Raw genomic sequence first — 24,995 nt, 5'->3', positions numbered from 1 at the left:
GATGCCGCTCATGCCGTCTCGCCGCCTGATCCTCACTGCCGCCCTCGCCCTGCCCGCCCTGCACACCGCCCGCGCGCAGGATGCCCGGACCCTACGCATCGGCAGTGCGCTCGATCCGCAGCACCCGATCCTGGTTGGCGCGCGGAAGATGGCCGAAGTCGCCGAGGCGGAAAGCGGTGGGCGGTTGAAGATCAACCTCTTCCCCTCCTCGCAACTCGGTTCGCAGCGCGAGATGTGGCAGAATGTGCAGGCCGGCGTGCTCGACGGGGTGATCGATGCCACCGCGAACATGGCCAATTTCGTGCCGCAGTTCGGCGTGCTCGACCTGCCCTATCTGATGCCGGATGAGGCGACGGCGTTCCGCGTTCTCGATGGGCAGGTCGCGCAGGAAGAACTGGTCGGCCGGGGCGCCACCGCCGGCTTCCGCATCGTGAATTTCTGGGAAGTGACCTTCCGCAACATCTACACCCGCAACAAGGCGATCAACGCGGTCGCCGACCTGCGCGGGCTGAAGATCCGGGTCATCCCGAACCCATCCTTCATCGCGCTGTTCCGGGGCCTGGGTGCCGCACCGACACCGATGGCCTTTGGCGAGATCTACACCAGCCTGCAGCAGGGGGTGATCGACGGCGCCGAGAACGACAATGTCACCTTCCTGTCCTCCCGCCATCTGGAAGTCGCGCGCAACCTCGCCCTCACCCGCCACATGATGCTCGTGAACACCTTTGCCATGAGCGAACGGCAGTGGCAGCGCCTGGCCCCCGACCTGCAGGCTATCCTGGCCCGCGCGAGCCTGGCCGGCCGCGCAGCGGTGACGGCGGAACGGTCGACGCGCGATGTCTCGGCGCTGGCCGATATCCGGGCCGCTGGCGTGACCGTGACCGAACCCGACCTCGCGCCCTTCATCGAGATCGGGCGCCGCACCTATGGCCAGTTCGAGGACCGCCTGGGCCGCGACATGGTGGCCCGCTTCGTTGCCGCCGCGCGCTGACCAGCGAATGCTGCGCCCGTTCCTGCTCCGCTTCGACGACCTGGTCGCGCGCGTCGAGGCGGTGCTCATCGGCCTGCTGGTGCTGGCGATGACCGGTGTCACCCTCGCCCAGGTCGTCGCCCGCTATGGCTTTGGCGACCCGCTGATCTGGAGCGAGGAGGCAGCGCGCTACCTCTTCGTCTGGGTGACGATGATCGGCGCCGCACTCGCGATGCAGCAGGGCGGGCACTACGCGCTGGATGCATTGGGGCGGCATCTACCGGCACCGATGCGAAGCGTGGTGCGTTTCGCGGCGCTGCTGGTGACCGCCGGCTTCCTCGCGCTGTTGCTCGGCACCGGCATCGTGGAAGCGCGGCAGGCCGGCATGCAGTTTTCGGCGACCCTGCCGATGGAGATGGACCTGCCCTACCTCGCCATTCCCGTCGGAGCCGCGCTGATGCTGCTGCACCTGGCGGTGTCCTTGCTGCGGCCGTCCGCGCCATGACCGCCGTCCTGCTGGTCTTCGCTGCCTTCGTCGGCATCGGCGTGCCGATCGCCTTCGGCCTCGGTGCGGCCGGGGCGGTCGGGCTGTGGTTGATGGATGGCGTGCCGCTGACGGTCATAGCGTCACGCACGTTTGGCGCCATGGACAGCTTCACCTTCCTTGCCATCCCTTTCTTCATCCTGGCCGGCGAGTTGATGGAAACGGGCGGCATCTCGCGCCGGCTGATCGCCTTCGCCGCCGCCATGGTCGGCCATATCCGCGGCGGGTTGGGCAATGTGGTCGTCGTCGCGATGATGCTCTTCTCGGGCATTTCGGGTTCGACGAATGCCGATGCTGCGGCAGTGGGGTCGGTGATGATCCCGTCGATGAAGGCGCGTGGATATTCCGGCGCACGGGCCGGAGCGATCGTCGCGGCGGCGGCCGGCATGGGCATCCTGGTGCCGCCCTGCCTGACCATGGTGGTCTATGGCAGCGTCACCGGCACCTCCATCGCGGCCCTGTTCGCCGCCGGCTTCCTGCCCGCCTTCGCCATGGCCGCCGCCCTGCTGCTGCACATCCGACTAGAGGAACGGCGTGCCGGCCTGCTGCCCGAACCGCGCCTGCCCTGGCCCGAACGCTTCGCCGCCCTGCGCGCGGCGGGCGGCGCGCTGTTGCTGCCGGTGATCATCTTCGGCGGCATCCTGGGTGGCGTCTTCACGCCGACCGAAGCCGCGGTCGTCGCCGTCGCCTATGCGCTCCTGGCCGGTGCCCTGTATCGGGAGATCACACCCGCCTTCTTCTGGCGCGCGCTGGTCCGCACGGGGGTCACCACGGGGGCCGTGATGCTGATGGTCGCGGGCGCCAATATCCTGGCCTGGGTCATGACGGTGCAGCAGGTGCCGCAATCCCTGGCAGCCGGCATCGCCGCCGTTGGTGGCGGTCGTGTGCTGTTCATGCTGTTCAGCATCCTGGTCTTCCTGATCCTGTTCGCCTTGCTGGACGGCTTGCCGGGCATGCTGATGCTGATCCCGGTCTTCGTGCCGATCGCGCGGGAGATGGGGATCGACCTGCTGCATTATGGGATCGTGATGACAACCGTCATGGGGATCGCTCTGTTCATGCCCCCGCTCGGGGTCGGGCTCTACATCGTGCTCGGATTGTCCGGCGCGCGGATCGGTGAGTTGTCGCGCCACCTGCTGCCCTATCTCGGCACCATGTTGGTCGTGGCGGTTGTCATCGCCTTTTTCCCCGGCCTGGTTTTTGTTGTGCCAACGCTACTCGGGCTCTACGGCGGATGAGCGCAGGTTGGAAAGGCCGATACCGCGGCAGCCTGATTGCCCGCGGCGACAAGTTGCGAACAGCGCAGGTGCTGGTAGTGGCGATCCGCGCATGGCCTTGACCGTCGCGGGGCGCGCCCTGCGCTTCGGCGCATGTGCCGATTGTGCGCCGGTGTCGCTGCGCTTTGCGGCCGATGTCGTCGCCGCCGTGAACCCGGCGCCGGAGGCCCAGGACACCATCCTGATGGCGCCCTTCGCCAATGCGCATGATCATGCGCGCGGGGTGCGGCCAAGCGCGCTCGGTGCCTTCGACATGCCGCTGGAACTCTGGCTGGCCACCATGACCAACACGCCGCGCTGCGACCCTTTTCTGGTCGTGGCGGCGGCGCTGGGACGGCAGGCCTTGGGCGGCTGCGGCAGCATCATGGTGCACTACACTCGTCCGCAGGACCCGGCCCGTGTCGCCGAAGAGTTGCGCGTCGTCGCGCGCGCCGCCAGCTCCGTTGGCGTGCGCGTCGCCATCGCGCCCGCGCTGCGCGACATCAATGCGCTGGGCTATGCCCCCGATGCCGCGATCCTGGCCGCGCTGCCCGCCACCGCGCGTGCGGCGATCGAACAACGCCTGCTGCGCGCACCGGCCACGCCGGCCGACCAGGTCAAGCTGGTGGAGGAGCTGGCCGACGAGATGGCCACGCATCCCCTGGTCACCGTCCAGTATGGACCCTACGGCCTGGAATGGTGTTCCGAGCCCCTGCTGCGGCTGATCGCGGAGCGTTCGGCCATCACCGGGCGGCGCGTCCATATGCATCTGATGGAATCCCGCATCCAGCGCGAATACCTGGACCACGCCTTCCCGCAAGGACCGCTGCACCACCTGGATGAGATCGGGCTGCTGTCGCCGCGCCTGTCGGTCGGCCACGGTGTCTGGCTGCGCCCGGACGAGATGGAGCTTCTGGCCGCGCGCGGTGTCACAGTGTCCATCAACACCAGTTCCAATCTCAACATCCGCAGCGGCATCGCGCCGGTGGCGGAGATGCACCGGCGGGGCGTGGCACTCGCCACCGGGCTCGACGGCTTCAGCCTTGATGACGATGATGATGCGTTTCGCGAGTTGCGGCTGAACTACATGCTGCACAAGGGCGTCGCGTTGGATGAGGGCCTGCCGCTGGACGCGCTGTTCCGCGCGGCCTGCGAGGGTGGGCGACGCGCGGTCACCGGGCATCCGGCCGGCGATTCGCTCGGCGTGGGGGCGGCGGCGGATGTCATGGTGATCGATCGCGCCGCGCTGAATGCCGACGTCGTCGTGGAAAGCAGCGATGCCGCCATCCTGTCGCAGCGCGGCACGAAGGCCATGCTGCGGCAGATGATCGTGGCGGGGCACGAGGTCGTGCGTGACGGTGTGCTCACGACCCTGGATCTCCCGTCGGTCCAGGCCGAGTTGGATGCCCAATTGCGTCATGCGACCGGGGGATACCTCGACTGGCGCGATGTCGCCGGGCAGTGGCGGGATGTGTTGCGGGGCTTCTACGCAGCCGATCAGCATCGGTGCGGCTGAGCGGCGAGCATCCCAAGGCCAGCGGCGACACCGCCCTCAGTTGGTGGAGATATTCGCCTCCCTCACCACCACCTCCCACACGGCACTTTCCTGCGCCATCAGGCTTCCCAGTTCCTCTGGGCTCGTCGCGACCGCGTCGCCGCCAGAGCGGCCGAGTTGCGTGCGGAAGGCCTCGTTCTCGACCAGTTCCCGCACTGCCGCACCCAGGCGTGCGACGACCGGCGCAGGCGTGCCGAGCGGCGCGAACAGCCCCCCGGTCGAGGCGGCGGCGTAGTTCGGCACCCCGGCCTCGGTCATGGTGGGCAGGTCGGGCATCAGCGCGTGGCGCTGCGTGCCGCACAGCGCCAGGGCGCGGATACGGCCGCCCTTCACCTGCGGCTCAGCCGAGGGCAGGCTGTCGAACATCATCGAGATATTGCCCGCCACCAGATCATTCATGGCCGGGCCGCCGCCACGATACGGCACATGGACAATGTCGATGCCGGTGCGGAACTTGAACAACTCGCCGGCCAGGTGGATCATCGATCCAGCGCCCCCTGAACCGAAGGTCAGAACGCCCGGCTGCGCCTTGGCCAAGGCCACGAGTTCCGCCACCGAACGCGCAGGCACCGCGTCGGACACCACCAACAGATGCTCGATCCTGAACGCCAGGGTGATCGGCATGAGGTCCCGCAGCGGATCGAACCCCATCCCGCGATACAGGTGACGGTTCACCGCGATGGCGCCGTTGGTGCCCATCAGCAGCGAATAGCCATCGGCCGGCGCGCGGATGACGTTCTCCATCGCCAGGTTGCCGCCGGCACCGGTGCGGTTTTCGACCAGCACCTGCCGGCCGAGTTTCTCGCTCAGCCCATTCGCCAGGATGCGTGCCAGCACATCGGTGCCGCCGCCGGCCGCGAAGGGGACGACCAGGCGGATCGGGCGTTCCGGCCAGCCTTGCGCGCGGGCGACGGCGGGCGCGGCCAGCACCGCCGTTGCGGCCAGCAGATGACGTCGTGCAAGCATGCCTGTGGTTCCTTCAAACTATGGGCGATTGGTTGGATATTGTCAGTCGTGCTCTCCGCTGGCGTTCCCGATAGTCCGATATCCCCGGGCGTTGTGCGCCGGGTTGTCAATCCGCCAATGCCGCTGTGACGCGGGCAAGGCCATAGTCACGCTCCGCGGCCACCCGGCTTACCTTGCCGTCGCGCAGGTCGGTCGCCAGCGCCGCCAGGCTGCGGTCCGCCGGGGCCCCGCAGCCGCCGCCGCCGGGGGTTTCCAGCCGCACGCTTTCGCCCGCCATCAGCACGAGGTTGGAGGCCTTGGAGGAGAGTTCTTCCTCCTCCGGCGTTCCTGGGTTTCGCAGCAGCCTTGCGCGCCCCCCTTCCTGCCCACCGAACAGGCCTGGCGCGCCGAGGCGGTGGCCGTCCGATCGCGTGGAGAAGACCACGCCATCGCGCGTGGCGCTGATCTGCCGCGCGATGCCGAGCCCGCCACGGAACTTGCCCGCGCCACCGGAACCATCGACCAGCGCATATTCATCGACCAGCAGCGAATACTCGTTCTCCAGCGCCTCGGCCGGCAGGTTGGACGTATTGGTGACATGGACGTGGACGCCGTCCATGCCATCGCCCGTGAAGCGCGCGCCATTCCCGCCGCCCATCGATTCCAGATAGACGAAATGGCCGTCCAGCCGGCGGCGGGGGCCGGAGAAGATGATCGCCGGCACGCTGTCCAGGCTGGCGGCCATCGCGCGTTCCGGCGGCAGCAAGTCCGCGAAGGCGCCGAACAGCGCCCGCGCCACCTTGTTGCAGGTGATGCTGCGCGCGCCCACCGCCGCCGGGTAGCGCGGGTTGAGCAGGCTGCCCTCGGGTGCCCGGATCTCTATACAGGCGGCCATGCCCTGGTTCGGCAACAGCCCCGGGTCGAGCAGCGTCTTCACCGCATAGTACACCGTGGCACGCAGCGCGCTTTCGGCGACGTTCAGCGCGCCGCGGGTCTGCGGGGCGGAGCCGGCGAAGTCGATGAGCAGGCTCTCGCCCTGCACCATCACAGTCGCCTTGATGGCGACGGGATCGCCGCCGAGGCCATCATCATCCATCCAGGCGGTGAAACTGGCGCTGCCATCGGCCATGTCGCGCACCCGGTTGCGCAGCCGCCGCGCGGTATAGGCCAGCAGGTCGTCGATCGCGCCGCTGACGGCGGCGATGCCCATCTGCTGCACCAGCGCCTGCACCAGCCGCACGCCGCGCAGATTGGCCGCGACCTGGACCTTCAGATCCAGCATCCGCTCATCCGGATCGCGCGAATTATGCCCGACCAGGGCCAACAGGTCGTCGTCCAACTCCCCGGCCCGCACCAGGCGGATCACCGGCAGGCGCAGCCCTTCCTCAAAAATCGACCGGGCCGTGCCGGAGATCGAACCGGGCGTCGGCCCGCCGACATCGGAATGATGCCCGACATTGGCGGCGAAGAAGGCCAGCGCACCGTCAATGAACACCGGCGTGACGATCGCGATGTCCGGCATATGGGTGCCGCCCGCCAGATACGGGTCGTTGCACATGAAGGCATCGCCTTCGCGCATCCGCTCGGGCGCATAGGCGTCCCGCACCGCTTTCACACTGCCCATCAGCGACCCGAGGTGCAGCGGGATATGCGACGCCTGGGCAATCAGCCGCCCGGCCGCATCGAACAGCCCGACGGAACAGTCTTTGCGTTCCTTGATATTGGTGGAGAAGGAGGAGCGGATCAGCGTATTGCCCATGTCCTCGGTGATCGAGAGCAGGCGGTTGCTGAACACCTCCATCGCGATCGGGTCGGCGAGCCGTGTCTCGGTCATGCGGCGATCTCCACGAGCAGGTTGCCGGATGGATCCACCACCACCTGCTGGCCCGGTTCGACGACGGTGGTGGAACTCATCTCATCGATAATCGCCGGACCGGCCAGGCGCTGCCCGGCGCCGAGCGTTGCGCGGTCGTAGACCAGGGTATCCACCCATCCGGTATCGAAATGCACCGGGCGCCTGGCGCGCGGCGCGGGGGTGCCGCTGGCGATCTGGGAAAACCGCGTCTCCGGCCGGTCCACCTGGCCGACGGCCTTGAGGCGGCAATTCACCACCTCCACCATGCGCCCGGCGACGTCGTAGCCGTATTCGCGCCGGTGCGCCTCGGCGAAACCTTGCTGGAAGGCGGCGAAGCCCATGGCGCCATCGGTTGGCGGTTTCACCTGCACCTCGTGGTTTTGGCCCTTGTACCGGGCCTCGACGACACGGTGGAAGCTACGCCGATCGGCGGGTACCCGGCTTGCGCCGAGCCAGTCGCGGCCACGGCCCTCCATCTCGTCAAAGCGGGCCAGGATGCCGGGCCAGGCTGCTTCCGTCGCTTCGACGACCTCGCTGCGGACGTAGTCCAGGCTGATGTCGGACATCAGGATCCCGCGGGCGCACATCGTACCCGGTTCCTGCGGCACCAGCACGCGCGCGATGCCGCATTCCTGCGCGACAGCGCCGGCATGCAGCGGCCCTGCCCCACCAAAGGGGAACAGCGCGAAGTCGCCGAGGTCGTGGCCCTTCTCGGTCGACACCGCACGGATCGCACGGCTCATGTTGGCGACAGCGATGCGGATGATGCCGAGCGCCGCCTGCTCCACCGTCAGGCCCAGTGGCCGGGCGATCTTCTCCTCGATCGCCTGCCGGGCGGCGGCTTCATCCACCCGCATCCGCCCGCCCAGAAGCGACACCGGGTCTAGCCGGTGAAGCACGATATTGGCGTCGGTCAGGGTCGGCAGCGTGCCGCCACGGCCATAGGCGACCGGCCCCGGGTCAGCGCCCGCGCTATGCGGTCCCACCTTCAACGCGCCGGCATCGTCGATCCAGGCGATGGAACCGCCACCAGCGCCGATCACATGCACATCCACCATCGGCGTGCGCACCGGATAATCGGCGACAAGCCGGCTGGTGGCGAAGGCCGGCACGCCACGTTCGATCAAGGACACATCGGTGCTGGTGCCGCCGACATCGAAGGTGACGACATTGGGGAAGCCCGCCGCCCTCGCGACCTCGGCCGCACCGACCACGCCGGCAGCCGGGCCGGACAGGCAGGTGCGGACCGGATAGGCGCGCACCGTTTCGACCGACATCAACCCGCCGTTGGAGTGGATGGTATAGGGCGCCGTCGTCACACCGATCGCGATCAACCGCTCCAGGAAGCGGTCCAGATAACGTTCCATCTTCGGCCCGACATAGCCGTTGATGACGGTGGTGGAGAAACGTTCGTACTCGCGGAACTCCGGCAGCACCTCGGCCGAGGTCGAGACATAGACCGACGGCAATCGCGCCCGCACGATCTCGGCAGCGCGGCGTTCATGCGCGTCGCGCAGGTAGCTGTGCAGGAAGCAGATCGCGATGGCTTGCACATCAGCGGCGGCCAGCGCTTCAGCGGCCGCGGCCACCGCCGCTTCGTCCAGCGGCACCAACTCCTCGCCAGCGGCGTTGATCCGGCCCGGCACCTCGATACGCAGGGCACGCGGCGCCAGCGGAGGGGCCTTGTTGATGGAATAGTCGTAGAGGTTCGGCCGGGTCTGCCGGCCGATCTCCAGCACGTCGCGGAAACCCTTGGTGGTGATCAACCCCGTGCGCACGCCGCGGCGTTCGATCACCATGTTGGTCGCGACAGTGGTGCCGTGGCCGACAAAACCGATCTCCGCGGGGCGGATATCGAATTCGGCGATCAACGCGCTCAACCCGGCCTCGATCGCCTCGGATGGATCGCCTGGGGTGGAGGGTGTCTTGAAATACCGCAGCGAGCCGTCGCGCTCGTCATGCACGGTGAAGTCGGTGAAGGTGCCGCCGACGTCGAAACCGATCCGATACATGAGTGTTCCCAAAATCTATCGGCATCCAGCCCGGCCGGACGCATCGCACCGCCTGACCGAAGCACCCACCCCAGAGAATGGCCAATGCAAAAGCGGCTGCCAGTCATCCGGAAAGCTGATATGCTTGGTTGATGCGTCGTTTCATCCCATGCCGCGCTCGCTAAGCCAGCGCGGGTTGCAGGCCTTCCTGCTGACCGTGCTGACCGGCAGTGTCTCGGCCGCCGCCGACACCATCGGCCGGTCGCAGCCGGCGGTCAGCCGGTTGCTGAAGGAACTGGAACACGACGTCGGTTTCCGCCTGTTCGACCGGGTGAAGGGCCGGCTGCACCCGACGCAGGAAGGCCGGTTGCTGTTCGAGGAATTGCAACGATCCTTCACCGGCCTCGACCGGATCGCCTCGATCGCCGGGGAGATCCGCCTGGGGCGGCGCGGTACCATCTCCCTGGGGGCGATGCCGGCCGCGGCGGCCTTGCTGCCGCGGGTCATGCAGGCGTTTTCGGCCCAGCGCCCCGGCACGGCCATCACCTTCCACACCGTGCCATCCGAAGCGGTGGTGCATATGCTGCTTACCCAGGGCTGCGACCTCGGTTTCATCAGCGGGGCCGCGGCGGCACCCGGGTTGCGGACCGAACGGCGCTACGTCCTGCCATGCTACTGCGTGCTGCCGCCCGGCCACCACCTGGCCGGCAAGCAGCGCCTGCTGCCGGAGGATCTGGCCGGCGAGGCCCTGGTGACCATGGCGCCCAGCACCCGCATCGGCCAGCAATTCGCCGCCATCCTGGAGCAGCACGGGGTGGACAAGCTGACCCGCGTGGAAACGCACCTGTCCTATATCGTTTCGGATCTGGTGATGGCGGCGGTCGGTATCGGCGTGGTCGATGCCTTCACCGCTGCTGCCCATGTCGCCAAGGGTGGGCTGGTGCGGCCGTTCGAGCCGGCGATCACCTTTGAGGTGAAGGCGGTCCATGTCGCTGAAACCGAACTTTCGGCGACCCTCGCCCTGCTGCTGACGCTCTGCGACCAGGTGTTCCGCAGCCTGCCGGACCTCGGCCTGCCCGCGACCAGGTGACGGCGCATCAGGAATACGCATACCCCCGGTCGGGAAACCAATTTGACGCGACGGACCCGGGGCTCGACCCTGGCGCCAACGCGAGCCCCGGGGAAGTACATGATTGAAACCTATGATGCCGCGATCCTCGGCGGCGGCCTGGTCGGCACCGCCGTCGGCATCGGCCTCGCTGGCCAGGGGCTGAAGACCGCGATCCTGGACGAGGGCGACATCGCCCATCGCGCCAGCCGGGGCAATTTCGCCCTGATCTGGGTGCAGAGCAAAGGTCTCGGCATGGTCAGGTACTCGTCCTGGACACGCCATTCGGCCGGACTCTGGCCGGGCTTTGCCGCCACGCTGCGCGAGGAGTCAGGCATCGACGTCTCACTCCAGCAACCCGGCGGCTTCACCCTGGCGCTTGGCGAGTCCGAGTTGGAACGCCGTGCCGCCTTCATGGAACGCTTGCAGGCCCAGCCTGGGTTCGAGCGCTACCCGCATGAGGTTTGGGACCGCTCCCAACTGCGCCAGATCTTCCCCGAGATCGGGCCGGAGGTCGCCGGCGCGATCTACTGTCCCTTGGATGGCCATGTGAACTCGCTGCGGCTGTTCCGCGCCCAGCATGTCGTTTTCGCCCGGCGCGGCGGCACCTATTTGCCAAACCTGCCGGCCGACGCTGTCACCCCCCTGCCCGGCGGTGGTTTTCGCATCCTGTCCGGCGGCCGCAGCATCGAAGCGGCGCGGCTCGTGCTGGCGGCCGGCATCGCCAATGCCCGGCTGGCCCCCATGGTCGGGTTGGACGCCCCGGTGCGGCCGCAGCGGGGCCAGGCCCTGGTGACCGAAAAGACAGCGCCCTTCCTGACCCACCCCATCGTCACCCTGCGCCAGACCGACGAAGGCGGGGTGATGATGGGCGACAGCCAGGAGGAGACGGGCTTCGACGAAGGCAGCGGCCTCGGCATCCTCGGCACCATGGCCGATCGCGCGGCGCGGATGTTCCCGAAGATCGGGCAGTTGAATGTCGTGCGGACCTGGTCGGCGCTGCGGGTGATGACGCAGGATGGCTTCCCGATCTACCAGCATTCCGAGACAGCCCCAGGCGCCTTCCTCACCACCTGCCACAGCGGCGTCACCCTGGCGGCCGCGCACGCGCTGACGGTCGCGCCGATGGTCGCGGCAGGCAGCCTCGATGCCAGCCTCGACGCCTTCCACCCTCGGAGGTTCCATGTTCCAGCGGCTGCCTGAAGCCAGCGATGCCACGCGTCGCGCGCGTGTCGATTTCACCCTGGATGGCGCCCCGGCGCAGGGTTTCACGGGCGACAGCGTGGCCGCCGCGCTGCTGGCACTGGGCCGCGATGCCTGCCGGGAGACTGCCGTTTCGGGCATGCCGCGCGGTCCCTATTGCATGATGGGCGTGTGCTTCGATTGCCTGGTCGTCATCGACGGCACGGGTAACCGCCAGGGCTGCATGGTGCGGCTGCGTGACGGCATGGTGGTGGAAACCCAGGCGGGCAAACGGGAGATCGGCCGATGATCCGCATCGACCAGTTGGATGCGCTGCGCCCGACCTATGATGTAGTGGTGGTCGGCGCCGGCCCGGCCGGCCTGGCAGCAGCCAGCACCGCCGCAGCCCATGGGTTGGAGGTGCTGCTGGTGGATGAAGCGGCCTCGCCCGGCGGCCAGATCTACCGCGCGATCACCGAGAACCCGGTGCAGGATCGGGCGATGCTGGGCGAAGACTACTGGAAGGGCACCGCCGTCGCCGAGGGAATGTTGGCGAGTGCGGTGCACTACCTGCCCGGCGCCGTGGTCTGGCATTTGGACCGGCAGCGCCAGATCGGCCTGTCGCTGGCTGGCCGTGCGGCGACGCTGACCGCACGCCGCGTCGTGCTGGCGACCGGCGCGCTGGAACGACCCTTTCCGGTCAAGGGCTGGACCTTGCCCGGCGTGATGAGCGTCGGCGCGGCGCAGACCATGCTGAAGGCGTCCGGGATGGTCGCGCAGGGCCGCGTCGCGTTGGTCGGGAGTGGGCCGCTGTTGTGGCTACTGGCCAGCCAGTATGTCGCGGCTGGGCACCCGCCCACCGCGATCCTCGACACCACGCCGGCCGGCAATTGGCGTCAGTCGATGACAGTGCTGCCAGGATTTCTGCGCTCACCCTACTTCCGCAAAGGCCTGCGGCTGATGCTGCGGGTGCGGCGCGCCGTAAAAATCATCTCCGGCATTACGGAATTCGCCATAGAGGGGAGTGAGGCGCATGCTGCCACGATCGTCTATCGCCGTGGCCAGGGCGCGCCGGAGCGCATGGCGGTCGACCAGGTGCTGCTGCACCAGGGCGTCACGCCCAATGTGAACCTGGCGAATGCCGCCGGGTGCGCGCTGGCTTGGAATGACGCGCAGGCCTGCTTCAGCCCAGAGGCCGATGCCTGGGGTCGGTCCAGCATCGACGGCATCGTCATCGCCGGAGATGGCGCGGGCATCGCCGGCGCCGAGATCGCAGCCCTGCGCGGCCATCTGGCGGGGTTGGACGCCGCCTGCGCGCTGGGGCGGATCGGGCTTTCGGCACGCGACCGGCTGGCTGCGCCGCTGCGGGCCGAACTTGAGGTTTATGGCCGGGGTCGGGACTTCCTCGACCGGTTGTACCGACCCGCCGACAATTTCCGCCTGCCGCATGACGAAGCGCTGGCCTGCCGCTGTGAGGAAGTGACCGGGCGGCAACTGCGCGAACTCGCGGCACTCGGCGTGCCTGGGCCGAACCAGATGAAGGCGATGAGCCGTTGCGGCATGGGCCCCTGCCAAGGCCGCCTGTGTGGGTTGACGGTGGTCGAGACGATCGCGGCGGCCCGCGGGATATCGCCCGCGGAGGTCGGCTACTACCGGTTGCGCACGCCGGTGAAGCCGCTGACCGTGGCGGAAATGGCCTCGATGCCGCGGCAGGCGTCGGATGTGAAAGCGGTCATCAGGGTGTGAACGATGGTGAGCGCGTGGCGATAGCGCGCTTCGCCTGAACCCCGGTACCGCGCCAGGACCCCACATCGCCATCACGAAACAAAGCGCTTGACGCTTTGCTCATGCATCGCAATCATTGATCCAGATCAAATACACTGTATTTTTGGAGAATACAGATGGCCGATGGTATGCAGCCGATAGACGACAAGGCGCAGGAGACGGGCGTCCGCCCCCTCACCTCCGCCCTGAAGACGTTGGACCTGCTCGACCACCTCGGCCGCAGCAGTCAGCCGGTCCGCCTGGCGCTGTTGGCGCGGGAACTCGGGGTCGCCCGCGCGACGATCTATCAGCGCCTCGTCACGCTCATCGCGGCGGGATGGGTGGAGCAGACGCCGGAGGGGCATTTCCGACTGACCTTGCGCGCCGCCCGCCTGGCGCAGGCCGCGACCGAACAGGCCGGCCTCGGCATACGCACCCTGCCCGTGCTGGAGGCGCTGACCGCCGAAACCGGTGAAGCCGCGTCGCTGGCCGCCATGGAGGGCGACGAGCCCTGCATCCTGCAACGTGTCGAACCCAAGGGTGTCCTGCGCATCGAAATGCGCGTCGGCGCCACGATGTCGCTGACGGAAAGTGCTTCGGGGCGCGTGCTGCTCGCCTTCGCCGAACCTGAGCGTCGGCACCGGCTTGCATCCGGAGTTGACCCGGCGTTGTTGGAACAGGTGCGGCTGACTGGCCACGCGATTTCCAGCGGTCGCTCGATCGACGGGGTTCTCGCGGCGGCGGTGCCGGTCTTTGATCATCGCGGCGTCTGCATTGCCGCCCTGTCCCTGGTCGCGCCGGTGCAGCGCTTCGCGCCGGATGGCTGGATTGTCCCGCTGCGGGCCGCGGCTGCCAGGCTCGGCGATATCCTGAAAGGTCGTTCGGCATGAGCGTCGCCCTGTCATCGCATGCGGCGCCGCAAATGCGCCCGGCCAGCCTGCTGATGCGGCCCGAACGGCTGGCGGCGATGCAGCCCAGCCGCGTCAGTGCCTCGCGCGCCCTGATGGCGCAGGCAATCCGTGAAGGCTGGCGCATCACCACGCGACGCTTCGATATCGACGCCGCCTCGGCCGGGACCGCGGTCTATGAGATCGCGATGCCGGGCGGCGTGTTCAGTTTCCTCGCCTATTCCAACACGCCGCAGCGCACCGGCCGCACGGGTCGCATCATCGGCCGCGCCTGGGACATGACCGGCGCCCTGGTCGAGGGTGCTGCCGATGACACGACGATCGAGACGACGCGCCAGGAGCTGCCGAAACTCTACGCCGGCCGCGCGACGCCGGGCACGCTGGTCTGGTGCCGGTCCAACCGTAGCATGCGGGTGTTCGACGCGACTGTCGCGGCACTGGCCGCCGGGCACCAGCCGGAACCGTCGTTGGTCGCGCAATCCTGCTACCTGATGCGCAACACCGGGCTGGACGGCAACGGCACATTCGGCACGCGGTCGTTCCTGGCGCTGGAGGCGGACCATCCGCTGCGCAACCCGCTCGCGGCGCAGATGCTCTGCGCCTACATGATGCGGGAATTCGCCGCCGATCTCGCGAACCATCTGGCCCGGCAGCGGTCGCCCGATGCGGTGGCGTTGTCGCCGGAGGTCCGGCGCTTCCTTGGGATCGGCAATGGTTCGGCGTTGGGGCTGATCCTGTTCATCAACAACCATCCCCGGTTGATCGATGCCTGGATCGGCGCGCGGGAAGCCGCGATCGTGGCGGCGAAATCACTGCATCTGGCACCGGGCGATGCGCGCCTGGCGCATCTGGAAGCGCTGGTTCGCCGCGCCGCGACCTTCCGGCGGGAAGACCGCATGGTCTACGACGCCTTCGCCCCCAGCGCGCAGATCGCCGGCGAGTTGGAGAAGGTCGCTGAACTTGTCCGGACGCTGGACACGCAGGCGCCATATCCGCTCGACGCCCTGGCCTCGTTGGTCGGACACCGCTTCCACCCGGAGACGCAAGAGACATTGCTGTCCCTGATGGTCGAACTTGTGCCTGACGAAGCCGACCGCCTGGCGCAGCACCTGATCGTCAGCGAGGAGATGGACGTCCGGCCCGCCATGTCGGCCGGATCCCTGCGCGCCCTGCTGCGCCGCGACTACGCCTGGGCGCTGGAATGGGACATGGCGGCTCCCGGGGCCTATGCCCAGGTCTGGTACAAATCCGCCACGGCCGAGGAACCCCGGCGCGGCCCACGTGCCGAGGCGCCGGATGCGTTCAATCTCGGGCTTGATGTGCCAGGGCTTGTGCAGGCGCTGGACGCCGCCCTGGCCGCGCGCGACGCGGCGGAACCGGTCGGCCGCTTGCTGCTGGCGCGGCCGGATCTTCGGCAGATCGTGGCGCGGGTGCAGGGGCTGGAGGGGCTGGACTACCATTCGCCCCACGCCAACATCATGGGCGATAACTTCATCCCGGCGCATCTGGTGCGCCTGATGAACGTGACTTTGCACGGGGTGGACAAGACGCGGGACTATCTGGCGCGCAACCTGCGTGGCGTGCTGTTCCACGGGGCGCCGCTGGCATCGGAACTCGCGGATGGCCCCGACCCCGACTGGTTCTATCCGCCGGAGCCGCAGGCATGAGCGACGCCCCCGTGACGCTGCTGCCGCGTGAAGTACGGCTGGTGGTCGAACGTATCCTATTGCTGACCCGCCTGCCCGCGGGATCGGTGCCGGCGGTGCGCGATGTCGTGCTGTATTCGGCGGCGGCCGGCCTTGGTGGGCTGCCGTTGCTGCAACGGCGATTTGACGATCTGCGGTCCGTAAACCTCGCGTCCATCCGCATCAGCGAGACCGCGCCGGGGCACCTGGCGGTGGACGCCGGCGGCCAGCACGCCTGGATGGTCCTGCCGTTGCTGCTGGATGCGCTGGGTGAGGCCGTGGCACGCCATGGCGCGGCGCTGGCGACGGTTGAACACGTGCTGGATGCCGAGGAATTGGGCGCCGCTTGTGCGATGGGTCCGCGCGCCGGGCTGACGCTCTTCACCGCCGCGGGCGCCTGTATCGGCCCGGCCAATGGGCCGGACGCCGCCCTGATGCGTGCCGACGCCCCGCTGATCCTGCTGGCCGCGCCGGCGGCCGATGCGACCGATGCCGTGCTGGCCCGCGTGCTGCGCGATGGGCTGCGCGTCGAGGCCCCGCTGTGGTGGGAATTGCACCATCTCTCCAACACCTCCCTGTCCCCCGACACGCCGGAATCCCGCCGGCACGCCGGGCCCGTCATCGTGGAGGCTGACGGCCGCATCATCGGCCGTAGCGACCACGACGACGACACCGACCTGTCCCTGTTGACCGAAGCCCCGGCTGCAAAGGCCACGAAACATGAGGCCGCCTGAATGTTGATCGATGCCCTGCAATGCGGCCATTTCGACGCCGATGTCTTCGCCCAGTTGCGGCGCGGCAATATCAGCGCTGTCACCGTCACCTGCGGTTTTTGGGAGGACCCGCTGGAGTCCTTCGATTCCCTCGGCAAATGGCGCGACCTGATCGCGGAGAACGCGGACACCGTCGCTTTCGCCCGCACGCCCGCGGAGATCGAGGCCGTCGCCGCGACCGGCCGCACCGCCATCATCCTGGGCTATCAGAACACCGATCTGTTCGGCGGTCGTATCCGCCTGGTCGAGATGTTCGCGGAGCTCGGCGTTCGCGTCGTGCAGCTGACCTACAACAACCAGAACGCGGTTGGTGGCAGTTGCTACGAGACTGACGACAGCGGCCTCGCCCGCTACGGGCGCGAACTGGTGCGGGAGATGAATGCCGCGGGCATCCTGATCGACTGTTCCCATGTCGGGGAGCGCACGACCTTGGATGCCATCAAGCATTCGCAAAAACCGATCGCCGTCACCCATGCCAATGCGCGGTCGCTGATCCCGCACTACCGCAACAAGGGCGACGACATCCTGCACGCGCTGCGCGACAGCGGCGGCGTCATCGGCTGTGCGGTCTACCGCAACATCACCGGCGACCACTACTGCGCGTCGATCACCAACTGGTGCGAGATGGTGGCGCGCACGGTGGACATCGCGGGCATCGATGCGGTCGGCATCGGCACCGACTACGGCCACGACAATCGGCCGGAAGACTACGCCTGGATGCGGATGGGCCGCTGGACGCGCGGCATCGACTATGGCGCGGCCTCGGCCGCCAAGCCCGGCAAGGCGCCGCGCGCGGAATGGCTGGCGGATGGCGTATCCGGGCTGGGGCAGATCCCGGACGGGCTGCGCGCGGTCGGCTTCAACCCCGCCGAATTGGACAAGCTGACCCACGGCAATTGGATGCGGCTCTACGGGGCGACGTTCCGTTCCAACTGAAAACCCACGACATGACGGAGGCGAGGATGGCTGACATGGTATTCACCCGACGCACAGCCCTGGCGGCCGCCGGTGGCGTGGCGCTGTCAATGCCGGCGTTCCGCCGCGTGCGGGCGGCCGAGGTGCTGCACGTCAATACCTGGGGCGGCATCTGGGAAAGGGCGGCGATCAAGAACCTGTTCGAACCCTTTACCCGTGACACGGGGATCGAAATTCGTCCGGTCTCGCCTGTGTCCTTCGCCAAGCTCGCCCAGCAGGTGCGCAGCGGCGCCTATGAGTTCGACGTGACGACCCTGGGCGCCGGCGAGATCATTCGCGCCAACCAGGCGAATTTGCTGGAAAACCTGGACAGTTCCGACCTGGTGAAAAGCCCGCCCTTCCCCGGCGCAGCCTTCCAGAACGGGGCGAGCAGCCACGCCTTCGCCACCGTGATGGCCTATCAGAAGGCGCGCTACCCCAATGGCCCGCCGACGGGCTGGGCGGATTTCTGGGATCAGCAGAAGTTCCCGGGGTCCCGCTGCATGCAGCGCTACGCGTCGCGCATCCTGCCGCTGGCGCTGGCGGCGGATGGCGTGCCGACCAATACCCCGTCAAACCAGATCTATCCGATGGACATCAACCGCGCCTTCCGCAGCCTGGACAAGATCAAGCCGAACGTGCGCGTGTGGTGGACCCAGGGGCAGCAGTCGCAACAACTGCTGCGCGATGGCGAGATCGACCTGATCGCCCTGTGGCACGGCCGCACCTTGGAATTGATCGACGAAGGCAAGCCGATCGAGATCGTCTGGAACCAGGGGCAGTTGGAGCGCGCCTATTGGGTCGTGGCGCGCGGCACGCCGCGCCGCGATGCCGCCATGCGGTATCTGGAATCCGCGCTGAAGCCGGAACGCGTCGCCGGCTTCTGCCGGGATTCGCTGAATGGCCCGCTGAACCCGGCCGCCTTCCAGTATCTCAGCGCCGCGGAATCGGCGCGCATGCCGACCTCGCCCGCCTATGCCGACAAGGTGTTCGAGCAGGACATCCTGAATTTCGGCGGCGACGTGAATGCCGTGACCCAGCGCTTCGAGCGCTGGATCGGCAGTTGAGCGGCGCCACGCGATCCTGGCTGCTGCTGACTCCGCTGCTGGCGTTCCTCGCGGCATTCTTCCTGGTGCCGCTTGGACAGGTGGTGGTGATGAGCGTGACGGAGCCGAGTTGGGGGCTCAGCCACTACGCCGATATCGCGACCGACGGCTTCCATCTGCGCGTGCTGCTGGACACGTTCCTGACCGCGCTGCTGGTGTCGGTGTGCTGCCTGCTGCTCGGGTTTCCGCTGGCCTATGCCATGGCTGCGGTGCCGCCTGGCTGGGCCGCCGCGATGATGGTCGTGGTGACCATGAGTTTCTGGACGAGCTTTCTGGTCCGCACCTATGCCTGGATGGTCATCCTGGGCAATCGGGGGCCGGTCGCGCAGATTTTTGGCTGGGCCGGTTTCCCCGCGCCCGACCTGCTGTTCACCCGCTTCAGTTCGACCATCGCGATGACCCATATCCTGCTCCCCTACATGGTGCTGAGCCTGTACGGCGTGCTGCGGAAGATTGAACCTGCCTTGCTGCGTTCAGCCGCCAGCCTGGGCGCGCCGCCGGCCTCGGTCATCCGCCATGTGGTGCTGCCGCTGGCCGCACCCGGCATCGCGAATGGCTTGACCCTGGTCTTCGTGCTGTGCCTGGGCTTCTACGTCACGCCGATCCTGCTCGGCTCGCCGCGCGAACAGATGATCGCGGGCGTGATCGGGCAACAGGTCGAGGAGTTCCTGAATTTCGGCGAGGCCTCGGCCCTGGCCGTGGTGCTGCTGGCCAGCACGCTGCTGGTGTTGGGCCTGTATCATCGACGCTTCGGCCTCGATAAGTTGTGGGGCTAGGGGGATGCGCGTCTTCCTCCTGCTGCTCGGCGCGCTGGTGCTGGCCTTTGTCGCGGCGCCGCTGCTGATCGTGGTGCCGATGTCGTTCAGCACCGCGGCCTCACTGGAGTTCCCGCCACCGGGTTGGAGCACCGCCTACTACGCCGCGTATTTCAACGATGCGCGCTGGACGCGGCCGACGATGAACAGCCTTGGCATCGCGCTGGCCGTGTCTGTCGTGACCATGGTGCTGGTGACGCCGGCGACCTTCGCGCTGGTGCGCCATCGTTTCGCCGGCAAGGGCGTGATGAACCTGCTGCTGATGCTGCCCTTGGCAGTGCCGCATATCGTCATCGCCATCGGGTACTACGCCTATCTCGCGGATTTGCGGCTGTTGCAGACGTTTCCGGGGATCATCCTGGCGCATACCGCGCTGTCGGTGCCGCTGGCGTTCCTGGTTCTCTCGGCCAACCTCAAAGGGTTCGACCGGGGGCTGGAACGCGCTGCGCTGTCACTTGGCGCCAGCCCGGCCAAGACCTTCTGGCACGTCACGCTGCCGGTGCTGTGGCCCGGCTTCATGGCCGCGTCCCTGTTCGCCTTTGTGCAGAGTTTCGATGAAACGGTGGTGGCGCTGTTCATCTCCGGTCGCGAGACCGAGACTCTGCCGCGCAAGATGTTCGACAGCATGCGTAGCCAGGCGGATCCCGTCATCGCGGTCGTGTCCACGCTGTTGTTCACGGCGGTTGTCGTGCTTGTCCTGGCGCCAGTGCTCTGGCGTGCCCTGTCCCGCCGCCGATCGGAGACTGCCCGGTGATCGCGCCCTACCTCGAACTCCGCAACCTGTCCAAAAGCTACGACGGGCACAGCCGCGCGCTGGATGCGGTGAACCTGACGGCCTCGCGCGGTGAGTTCATCACCTTTCTCGGCCCCAGCGGTTCCGGCAAGACGACCACGCTGATGCTGATCGCGGGGTTCGAGGCCGCGACGACGGGCGACATCCTGGTGAATGGCGTGTCCATCGGTAGCGTGCCACCGCATCGGCGCGGCATTGGCGTCGTGTTCCAGAACTACGCGCTGTTTCCGCACCGGACCGCGGTGCAGAATGTGATGTTTCCCTTGCTGATGCGGAAGATCCCGAAGGCCGAGGCAGCCCGCAAGTCGCTTGAGATGCTGGCCCTCGTCGGCCTGGAACGCTATGCGGACCGCCACCCGCGAGAGCTATCCGGCGGGCAGCAGCAACGCGTGGCACTGGCCCGAGCGCTGGTGTTCGACCCTGCCCTGCTGCTGCTGGATGAACCACTCGGGGCGCTGGACAAGAACCTGCGCGAGCAGTTGCAGATCGAGATCAAGCGCATCCAGCGCAGCCTTGGCGTCACCACCATCTTCGTGACGCATGACCAATCCGAAGCGATGGCCATGTCCGACCGGATCGTGGTGTTCGACGGCGGCCGCATCCAGCAGGCCGGCACACCGCTGGAGGTCTACGACCGGCCGGCCAATACCTTCGTCGCCCGCTTTGTTGGTGACAGCAACCTGTTGGCTGCTCGGATGACGGACCCGTCTGCGGGAAAGGTGGACATTGCCGGCATCGGCACCGCCCAAGTGCCGCCGCAGTCCGGCCGACAGACAGGCGAAGCGGTGACGCTGCTGCTTCGCCCGGAAGCTTTCGGCCTGGCAGGTGCCGGCACCAATGACTGCCGGCTGCGGGTGGAGACGGTCGTGCATTTCGGCGACAGTGCACTGCTGATCGGTCGCGCCGGCGATACGCCACTGCGCGCCCGCCTGCCGGGGCACGCCGCGCAGGGCATTGCCGAGGGCGCCGAGATCGCCCTCTCCTGGCGGCCAGACGCCGCGCATATCATTCCGGGAACAGCAATATGATGTGGAAGACATTGGCGTTTCGGGCCTGCGTCCTGGCCGGCCTGGTGCCGGGTGCGGTCGCAGCGCAATCGCTGACCATCGCCTTGCAGACCGACCTCACGGCGCTCGACCCGCATGTGGCGCCGACCTTCACCAGCGCCGGCATGCAGCAGCATGTCTATGGCAGCCTGGTTGCGATGGATGTGCGGCTGAACATCGTGCCGGATCTGGCAACCGCCTGGCGCAACATCGACGAAACGACCTGGGAGTTCGACCTGCGCGAGGGTGTGCGCTTTTCGGATGGCACGCCCTTCACGGCGGATGATGTGGTCTTCTCCCTCCGCCGCGCCGCCACCATCCGAAACCCGGCCGGGACCGTCGCCCCCTATGTTCGCGCTATCCGTAGCGTGACGGCTGTTGGCCCACACCGTGTGCGCCTGGTGACGGCGACACCCTATCCCCTGCTGATCGCCGACCTGACGCGCGTGCGCATCATCCCAGCCCTGCTGGGCGATGACGTGACCACCGAACGCTTCAACCGTGGCGAGGCAGCGATCGGCACCGGCCCCTACCGCGCGGTGCGTTGGACCCCGGGTGACCGATTGGAACTGCAGCGCAACCCCGGCCACTACGGCCCGGCCCCGGTTTGGGAGAATGTGGTCTTCCGCCCGATCACCAGCGACACATCCCGCCTGGCAGCTCTGCTCAGCGGCGGCGCCGATGTCATCGACAAGGTGTCCACGGCCGATGTCGCGCGGATGCGCACCGACGACCGCGTGGTGCTGTTCCCGCACGACGGCAATCGCACCATGTTCCTGGTGCCCGACCTGTCGCGCGACGTATCGCCCTTCGTCACCGCCCGCGATGGCACGCCGCTGGATCCGAATCCGCTGCGCAAGACGGAGGTGCGTCGCGCTCTATCACTCGCCATCAACCGCACCGCGCTGGCGGAGCGGACGATGGAAGGCCTTGCCTCACCGGCCAACCAGGCGGCGCCTCAGGGGATGTTCGGCTACTCCGACCGCATCCCACCCGCGACCTTTGACGCCGTCGGCGCCCGCCGGCTGCTGGCCGAAGCCGGCTACCCCAACGGCTTCCGCCTGACCCTGCATTGTTCGTCCGGCCGATACGTCAACGATCGGCAGACCTGCCAGGCCGTCGGACAGATGCTGAGCCGCATCGGGATCGAGACGGTGGTGGAAGCCGAACCGCCGTCGGTGTTCTACACTCGCATGACACGCTTCGACGCGAGTCTGTTGCTGAACGGCTGGGGCAGCATCGGCGACAACCTGACGGTGATGCGCCAGGCGCTGCATTCGGTAGATGAGAGCCGCGGCTACGGCGGATTCAACCGCGGGCGCTATGCAAACGCCGAGGTCGACCGGCTGATCGAAGCCGCCGCCGGCACCATCGACACCACCCGCCGCGCGGCGGCGCAGCAGGCAGCGATGGAGCAGGCGATGGCGGACCTCGGCGTCATCCCGCTCTATACGGCCAGTTGGGCCTGGGCGACGCGCCGAGGCCTGGCCTATGAGGCCGGATTCGACGAGGGCACCATGGCAACACGGGTGACGCGCCAGTAGCGCGTCAGCCCTTGGCGGCATGCTCCCGCTTCTTCATGTTCTCCGCCCAGCGCCACTTTTCTTCCTCGGAATGCGTGGTCTGGGTGCTGTGCATCGGCGCCCACTCAGGCACCTTCAGCCAGAGGCGCAGCAGGTGCCGCCGACGCTCTTTCTCGGGGAAATCCTCGTAGTCGGTGCGGCCGTGGAAGATCTTGCGGTTGTTGACGAACTGCATGTCGCCAGGCTGGAAGTCCATGTCGAGATAGACGTCCGGCGACATCGCAATCTTGTCCATCCTGTCCAGCGCCGCGATCTGCTCCGCGCTCAGCACCACATCGCCCGCCGCGACCGCGCGACGAATGTAGCCGCGGATGTAATAGACCTCGAGCGCGCCCTGGTTCCGCAGGAAGACCGGCACCTTATAAGGCGTCAGCGCCGCCCGATCGGCGCCCTTCGCATCGGCATTGGTGCTGCGATAGGGAAAGCCCTCGTACAGCGGGGCAAGCAAGGCCGCGTCCTCGGCCAGCAGCATGTTGTGTACGGCGTGCGCACTGGCCAGGCGGCTCGCACCGCCTGATTTCGCGGGGCGCAGGCACAGCAGCGCCACGATGTCGCAACTGTCGGTGTGCATGCCGATATGCCCGCCATTGTGATAGGCGCGCGGCTCGGCCTCCTCGTCGCTGAGATCGATGACATGGCCAAGCTTTTCACCAATCCAGCTCTGCGGCAGGCCCACGCCGAAATGCGTGCCGATACCCCAGAAAATCATGCCGAGTTCGTCGTCGCTGTAGCGTTCGCGCGGCAGGCCGCGAATCATGACGAAACCGCGCCCCTCGGTAATCTCCTGACGCATGGCGGGCAAGGTCGCGGCGAGCGAGGGCAGCGGGAAGTCAGCGGCACCGACCGCTTCCAGGCTCGCGCCGCGCGCGCGCAAGACCCTTACAGCAGCCTCGATCTCTGCCAGGGTCGCGGGATCGAGGTGATGAACCCAGCCTGACTGACCCGCCATCTGGGGACCAGTCCAGACGCTGAAGCCGTCGACGAGTGTAGGGCTGGGGACATTGACCGGTGCGTTCATGGCGCATTCTCCTGCTTGCCTAAGCCATCCTCCATCCTCGATTGTCCGCGCGCAAGAGAATTGACAGGACATTCGGACTTATGTGTAGCCTGTGATCCCTCGCAAGGAGACTGCCATGCAAAGCCCCCTTCCCACCCGCCGCATGGTGCTGGCTGCGAGTTTGGCCGCCGCCACAGTGCCGGCCCAGGCGCAAAGCTGGCCGACCCGCCCGGTCCGCGTCATCGTCCCCTTCCCCCCTGGCGGGGCCACGGATTTCATCGCCCGCCTGGTCGCCGAGGCCCTTGGCCCCGTGCTGGGCCAACAGGTCTTCGTCGAGAACCGCGGCGGGGCATATGGCATGCTCGGCATGCAGGCTGCAGCTACGGCAGAGGCGGACGGCTACACGCTCGCCGCGACAGCACCGGGAGTCCTGGCGGTCAACCAGTTCGTTCTGAAGCGTATGTCCTACGATCCTGAAAGGGATCTCCGCTCCGTCTCGATGATCGCCAGCATTCCTTACGTGATGGTGGTGCCAAGCAGCGTGCCGGCGCGCAGCGTCGCGGAGTTCGTCGACCTGGTGAAGCGCAACCCGGGCCGCTACAATTTCGGCACCTCCGGCATGTCCTCGCGGCTGACGGTGGAACTCTTCCGTGCCTTGGCCGGTGGGCTCGACATGACCATGGTGCAGTATCGCGGTGGCGGGCCGCAGCGAGTGGATCTGCTGCGCGGCGACCTGCACGTGGTCATCGACCAACTGCCCAGCTTCCTTGAGGATTTCGAGAAGGGCGTGCTGGTCCCCCTTGCCATCAGCACCCCGACGCGAAGCCCGATGCTGCCGAACGTGCCGACGATGATCGAGGCTGGCATCGCCGGCTACGAAGCCGCTGCGTGGCTGGCCTATTCGGCACCACGCGCCACACCAACCCCTGTGATCACGCGCCTGAATACCGCGATCGACGAAGTGCTGCGCCGCCCTGAGATTGTACAGCGCCTTGCGACCTGGGGCGCGACACCGGTCGGTGGCTCGCCCGAACACATGGACTCTATCGTCACGGCCGAACGCATCCGGTGGCAGGAGGCTGTTCGTGTGGCCGGAATCGAGCCTGAGTAGCCGCTGAGTTTGGAGCGCTGACCCTTCCGAGGGTCAGCCCGATCGCCTCAAAGA

General features: G+C 67.6%; 22 protein-coding genes. 18 read left to right on the top strand and 4 right to left on the bottom strand.

The features are described from left to right. The first annotated feature begins 10 nt into the window (after positions 1-10). The 4 genes from ACQW02_RS06010 to ACQW02_RS05995 all read left to right on the top strand — a co-directional run bounded on the left by ACQW02_RS06010 (position 11) and on the right by ACQW02_RS05995 (position 4,286). A complete protein-coding gene (locus ACQW02_RS06010; RefSeq protein WP_431284363.1) occupies positions 11-991 on the top strand; it encodes a TRAP transporter substrate-binding protein in 981 nt (326 codons plus the stop codon). Between the two features lie 7 nt (positions 992-998). Beyond that, on the top strand, positions 999-1,475 hold the full coding sequence (locus ACQW02_RS06005) for a TRAP transporter small permease (protein ID WP_431284362.1): 477 nt from the start codon (positions 999-1,001) through the stop codon (positions 1,473-1,475). After that, positions 1,472-2,752, top strand: a complete 1,281-nt coding sequence (locus ACQW02_RS06000) for a TRAP transporter large permease (RefSeq protein WP_431284361.1) — start codon at positions 1,472-1,474, stop codon at positions 2,750-2,752. The genes ACQW02_RS06005 and ACQW02_RS06000 overlap by 4 nt, the downstream gene beginning before the upstream one ends. 91 nt (positions 2,753-2,843) lie before the next feature. Next, positions 2,844-4,286, top strand: a complete 1,443-nt coding sequence (locus ACQW02_RS05995; protein ID WP_431284360.1) for an amidohydrolase family protein — start codon at positions 2,844-2,846, stop codon at positions 4,284-4,286. A 36-nt stretch (positions 4,287-4,322) separates the two neighbouring features. Here the strand turns inward: ACQW02_RS05995 and ACQW02_RS05990 are convergent, their stop codons facing one another. From ACQW02_RS05990 to ACQW02_RS05980, 3 genes are all read right to left on the bottom strand, one after another. Beyond that, positions 4,323-5,291, bottom strand: a complete 969-nt coding sequence (locus ACQW02_RS05990; protein ID WP_431284359.1) for a Bug family tripartite tricarboxylate transporter substrate binding protein — start codon at positions 5,289-5,291, stop codon at positions 4,323-4,325. Between the two features lie 106 nt (positions 5,292-5,397). After that, positions 5,398-7,104: a hydantoinase B/oxoprolinase family protein gene (locus ACQW02_RS05985; protein ID WP_431284358.1), complete on the bottom strand. Its 1,707-nt coding sequence runs from the start codon at positions 7,102-7,104 to the stop codon at positions 5,398-5,400. Beyond that, positions 7,101-9,137 carry a hydantoinase/oxoprolinase family protein gene (locus ACQW02_RS05980; RefSeq protein WP_431284357.1) on the bottom strand — a complete coding sequence of 679 codons (2,037 nt, stop codon included), beginning with the start codon at positions 9,135-9,137 and terminating at the stop codon, positions 7,101-7,103. Before ACQW02_RS05980 ends, ACQW02_RS05985 begins: the two co-directional genes overlap by 4 nt. Before the next feature lie 148 nt (positions 9,138-9,285). Between ACQW02_RS05980 and ACQW02_RS05975 the strand changes: the two genes are divergently transcribed. From ACQW02_RS05975 to ACQW02_RS05915, 13 genes are all read left to right on the top strand, one after another. Beyond that, positions 9,286-10,206 (top strand): LysR substrate-binding domain-containing protein, encoded by a 921-nt coding sequence (locus tag ACQW02_RS05975; RefSeq protein WP_431284356.1) that lies wholly within the window; start codon positions 9,286-9,288, stop codon positions 10,204-10,206. A gap of 99 nt (positions 10,207-10,305) precedes the next feature. After that, complete coding sequence (locus ACQW02_RS05970; RefSeq protein WP_431284355.1) at positions 10,306-11,427, top strand: NAD(P)/FAD-dependent oxidoreductase; 1,122 nt, start codon at positions 10,306-10,308, stop codon at positions 11,425-11,427. After that, entirely contained in the window at positions 11,408-11,716 is a 309-nt protein-coding gene (locus tag ACQW02_RS05965) for a (2Fe-2S)-binding protein (RefSeq protein ID WP_431284354.1), read from the top strand. Before ACQW02_RS05970 ends, ACQW02_RS05965 begins: the two co-directional genes overlap by 20 nt. After that, positions 11,713-13,152: an FAD-dependent oxidoreductase gene (locus ACQW02_RS05960; protein ID WP_431284353.1), complete on the top strand. Its 1,440-nt coding sequence runs from the start codon at positions 11,713-11,715 to the stop codon at positions 13,150-13,152. Before ACQW02_RS05965 ends, ACQW02_RS05960 begins: the two co-directional genes overlap by 4 nt. Positions 13,153-13,307: 155 nt before the next feature. Next, positions 13,308-14,060: an IclR family transcriptional regulator gene (locus ACQW02_RS05955; RefSeq protein ID WP_431284352.1), complete on the top strand. Its 753-nt coding sequence runs from the start codon at positions 13,308-13,310 to the stop codon at positions 14,058-14,060. Then, positions 14,057-15,745, top strand: a complete 1,689-nt coding sequence (locus ACQW02_RS05950) for a hypothetical protein (protein WP_431284351.1) — start codon at positions 14,057-14,059, stop codon at positions 15,743-15,745. The genes ACQW02_RS05955 and ACQW02_RS05950 overlap by 4 nt, the downstream gene beginning before the upstream one ends. After that, positions 15,742-16,497: a hypothetical protein gene (locus tag ACQW02_RS05945; RefSeq protein ID WP_431284350.1), complete on the top strand. Its 756-nt coding sequence runs from the start codon at positions 15,742-15,744 to the stop codon at positions 16,495-16,497. The genes ACQW02_RS05950 and ACQW02_RS05945 overlap by 4 nt, the downstream gene beginning before the upstream one ends. Then, positions 16,498-17,472 carry a dipeptidase gene (locus ACQW02_RS05940; RefSeq protein ID WP_431284349.1) on the top strand — a complete coding sequence of 325 codons (975 nt, stop codon included), beginning with the start codon at positions 16,498-16,500 and terminating at the stop codon, positions 17,470-17,472. 26 nt (positions 17,473-17,498) lie between these two features. After that, positions 17,499-18,557, top strand: coding sequence for an ABC transporter substrate-binding protein (locus tag ACQW02_RS05935; RefSeq protein WP_431284348.1), 1,059 nt, complete (start codon positions 17,499-17,501; stop codon positions 18,555-18,557). Further along, positions 18,554-19,372 carry an ABC transporter permease gene (locus ACQW02_RS05930; protein WP_431284347.1) on the top strand — a complete coding sequence of 273 codons (819 nt, stop codon included), beginning with the start codon at positions 18,554-18,556 and terminating at the stop codon, positions 19,370-19,372. Before ACQW02_RS05935 ends, ACQW02_RS05930 begins: the two co-directional genes overlap by 4 nt. A gap of 4 nt (positions 19,373-19,376) precedes the next feature. Further along, positions 19,377-20,165: an ABC transporter permease gene (locus ACQW02_RS05925; protein ID WP_431284346.1), complete on the top strand. Its 789-nt coding sequence runs from the start codon at positions 19,377-19,379 to the stop codon at positions 20,163-20,165. Beyond that, positions 20,162-21,232, top strand: a complete 1,071-nt coding sequence (locus ACQW02_RS05920) for an ABC transporter ATP-binding protein (RefSeq protein WP_431284345.1) — start codon at positions 20,162-20,164, stop codon at positions 21,230-21,232. The genes ACQW02_RS05925 and ACQW02_RS05920 overlap by 4 nt, the downstream gene beginning before the upstream one ends. After that, positions 21,229-22,794 (top strand): ABC transporter substrate-binding protein, encoded by a 1,566-nt coding sequence (locus ACQW02_RS05915; protein WP_431284344.1) that lies wholly within the window; start codon positions 21,229-21,231, stop codon positions 22,792-22,794. Before ACQW02_RS05920 ends, ACQW02_RS05915 begins: the two co-directional genes overlap by 4 nt. 4 nt (positions 22,795-22,798) lie before the next feature. On the opposite strand, the gene ACQW02_RS05910 is transcribed toward ACQW02_RS05915, so the two are convergent. Beyond that, positions 22,799-23,851 (bottom strand): TauD/TfdA family dioxygenase, encoded by a 1,053-nt coding sequence (locus ACQW02_RS05910; RefSeq protein WP_431284343.1) that lies wholly within the window; start codon positions 23,849-23,851, stop codon positions 22,799-22,801. Between the two features lie 115 nt (positions 23,852-23,966). Here ACQW02_RS05910 and ACQW02_RS05905 point away from each other — a divergent pair, with 115 nt between their 5' ends. Then, a complete protein-coding gene (locus tag ACQW02_RS05905; RefSeq protein ID WP_431284342.1) occupies positions 23,967-24,941 on the top strand; it encodes a Bug family tripartite tricarboxylate transporter substrate binding protein in 975 nt (324 codons plus the stop codon). The last annotated feature ends 54 nt before the right edge of the window (positions 24,942-24,995 follow it).

This window comes from Humitalea sp. 24SJ18S-53, assembly GCF_050632385.1.
Taxonomy (GTDB): domain Bacteria; phylum Pseudomonadota; class Alphaproteobacteria; order Acetobacterales; family Acetobacteraceae; genus Humitalea.
Note: the sequence above shows the minus strand (reverse complement) of the source record. Positions and strands in the feature narration are given on the sequence as shown.

Coding starts and splice junctions, on each gene's coding strand:
- ACQW02_RS05960 (WP_431284353.1), top strand. CDS start 11,713: ATGATCCGCATCGACCAGTTGGATGCGCTGCGCCCGACCTATGATGTA.
- ACQW02_RS05970 (WP_431284355.1), top strand. CDS start 10,306: ATGATTGAAACCTATGATGCCGCGATCCTCGGCGGCGGCCTGGTCGGC.
- ACQW02_RS05915 (WP_431284344.1), top strand. CDS start 21,229: ATGATGTGGAAGACATTGGCGTTTCGGGCCTGCGTCCTGGCCGGCCTG.
- ACQW02_RS05990 (WP_431284359.1), bottom strand. CDS start 5,291: ATGCTTGCACGACGTCATCTGCTGGCCGCAACGGCGGTGCTGGCCGCG.
- ACQW02_RS05950 (WP_431284351.1), top strand. CDS start 14,057: ATGAGCGTCGCCCTGTCATCGCATGCGGCGCCGCAAATGCGCCCGGCC.
- ACQW02_RS06000 (WP_431284361.1), top strand. CDS start 1,472: ATGACCGCCGTCCTGCTGGTCTTCGCTGCCTTCGTCGGCATCGGCGTG.
- ACQW02_RS05965 (WP_431284354.1), top strand. CDS start 11,408: ATGTTCCAGCGGCTGCCTGAAGCCAGCGATGCCACGCGTCGCGCGCGT.
- ACQW02_RS05945 (WP_431284350.1), top strand. CDS start 15,742: ATGAGCGACGCCCCCGTGACGCTGCTGCCGCGTGAAGTACGGCTGGTG.
- ACQW02_RS05955 (WP_431284352.1), top strand. CDS start 13,308: ATGGCCGATGGTATGCAGCCGATAGACGACAAGGCGCAGGAGACGGGC.
- ACQW02_RS05985 (WP_431284358.1), bottom strand. CDS start 7,104: ATGACCGAGACACGGCTCGCCGACCCGATCGCGATGGAGGTGTTCAGC.
- ACQW02_RS05925 (WP_431284346.1), top strand. CDS start 19,377: ATGCGCGTCTTCCTCCTGCTGCTCGGCGCGCTGGTGCTGGCCTTTGTC.
- ACQW02_RS05980 (WP_431284357.1), bottom strand. CDS start 9,137: ATGTATCGGATCGGTTTCGACGTCGGCGGCACCTTCACCGACTTCACC.
- ACQW02_RS06010 (WP_431284363.1), top strand. CDS start 11: ATGCCGTCTCGCCGCCTGATCCTCACTGCCGCCCTCGCCCTGCCCGCC.
- ACQW02_RS05995 (WP_431284360.1), top strand. CDS start 2,844: ATGGCCTTGACCGTCGCGGGGCGCGCCCTGCGCTTCGGCGCATGTGCC.
- ACQW02_RS06005 (WP_431284362.1), top strand. CDS start 999: ATGCTGCGCCCGTTCCTGCTCCGCTTCGACGACCTGGTCGCGCGCGTC.
- ACQW02_RS05975 (WP_431284356.1), top strand. CDS start 9,286: ATGCCGCGCTCGCTAAGCCAGCGCGGGTTGCAGGCCTTCCTGCTGACC.
- ACQW02_RS05905 (WP_431284342.1), top strand. CDS start 23,967: ATGCAAAGCCCCCTTCCCACCCGCCGCATGGTGCTGGCTGCGAGTTTG.
- ACQW02_RS05935 (WP_431284348.1), top strand. CDS start 17,499: ATGGCTGACATGGTATTCACCCGACGCACAGCCCTGGCGGCCGCCGGT.
- ACQW02_RS05910 (WP_431284343.1), bottom strand. CDS start 23,851: ATGAACGCACCGGTCAATGTCCCCAGCCCTACACTCGTCGACGGCTTC.
- ACQW02_RS05940 (WP_431284349.1), top strand. CDS start 16,498: ATGTTGATCGATGCCCTGCAATGCGGCCATTTCGACGCCGATGTCTTC.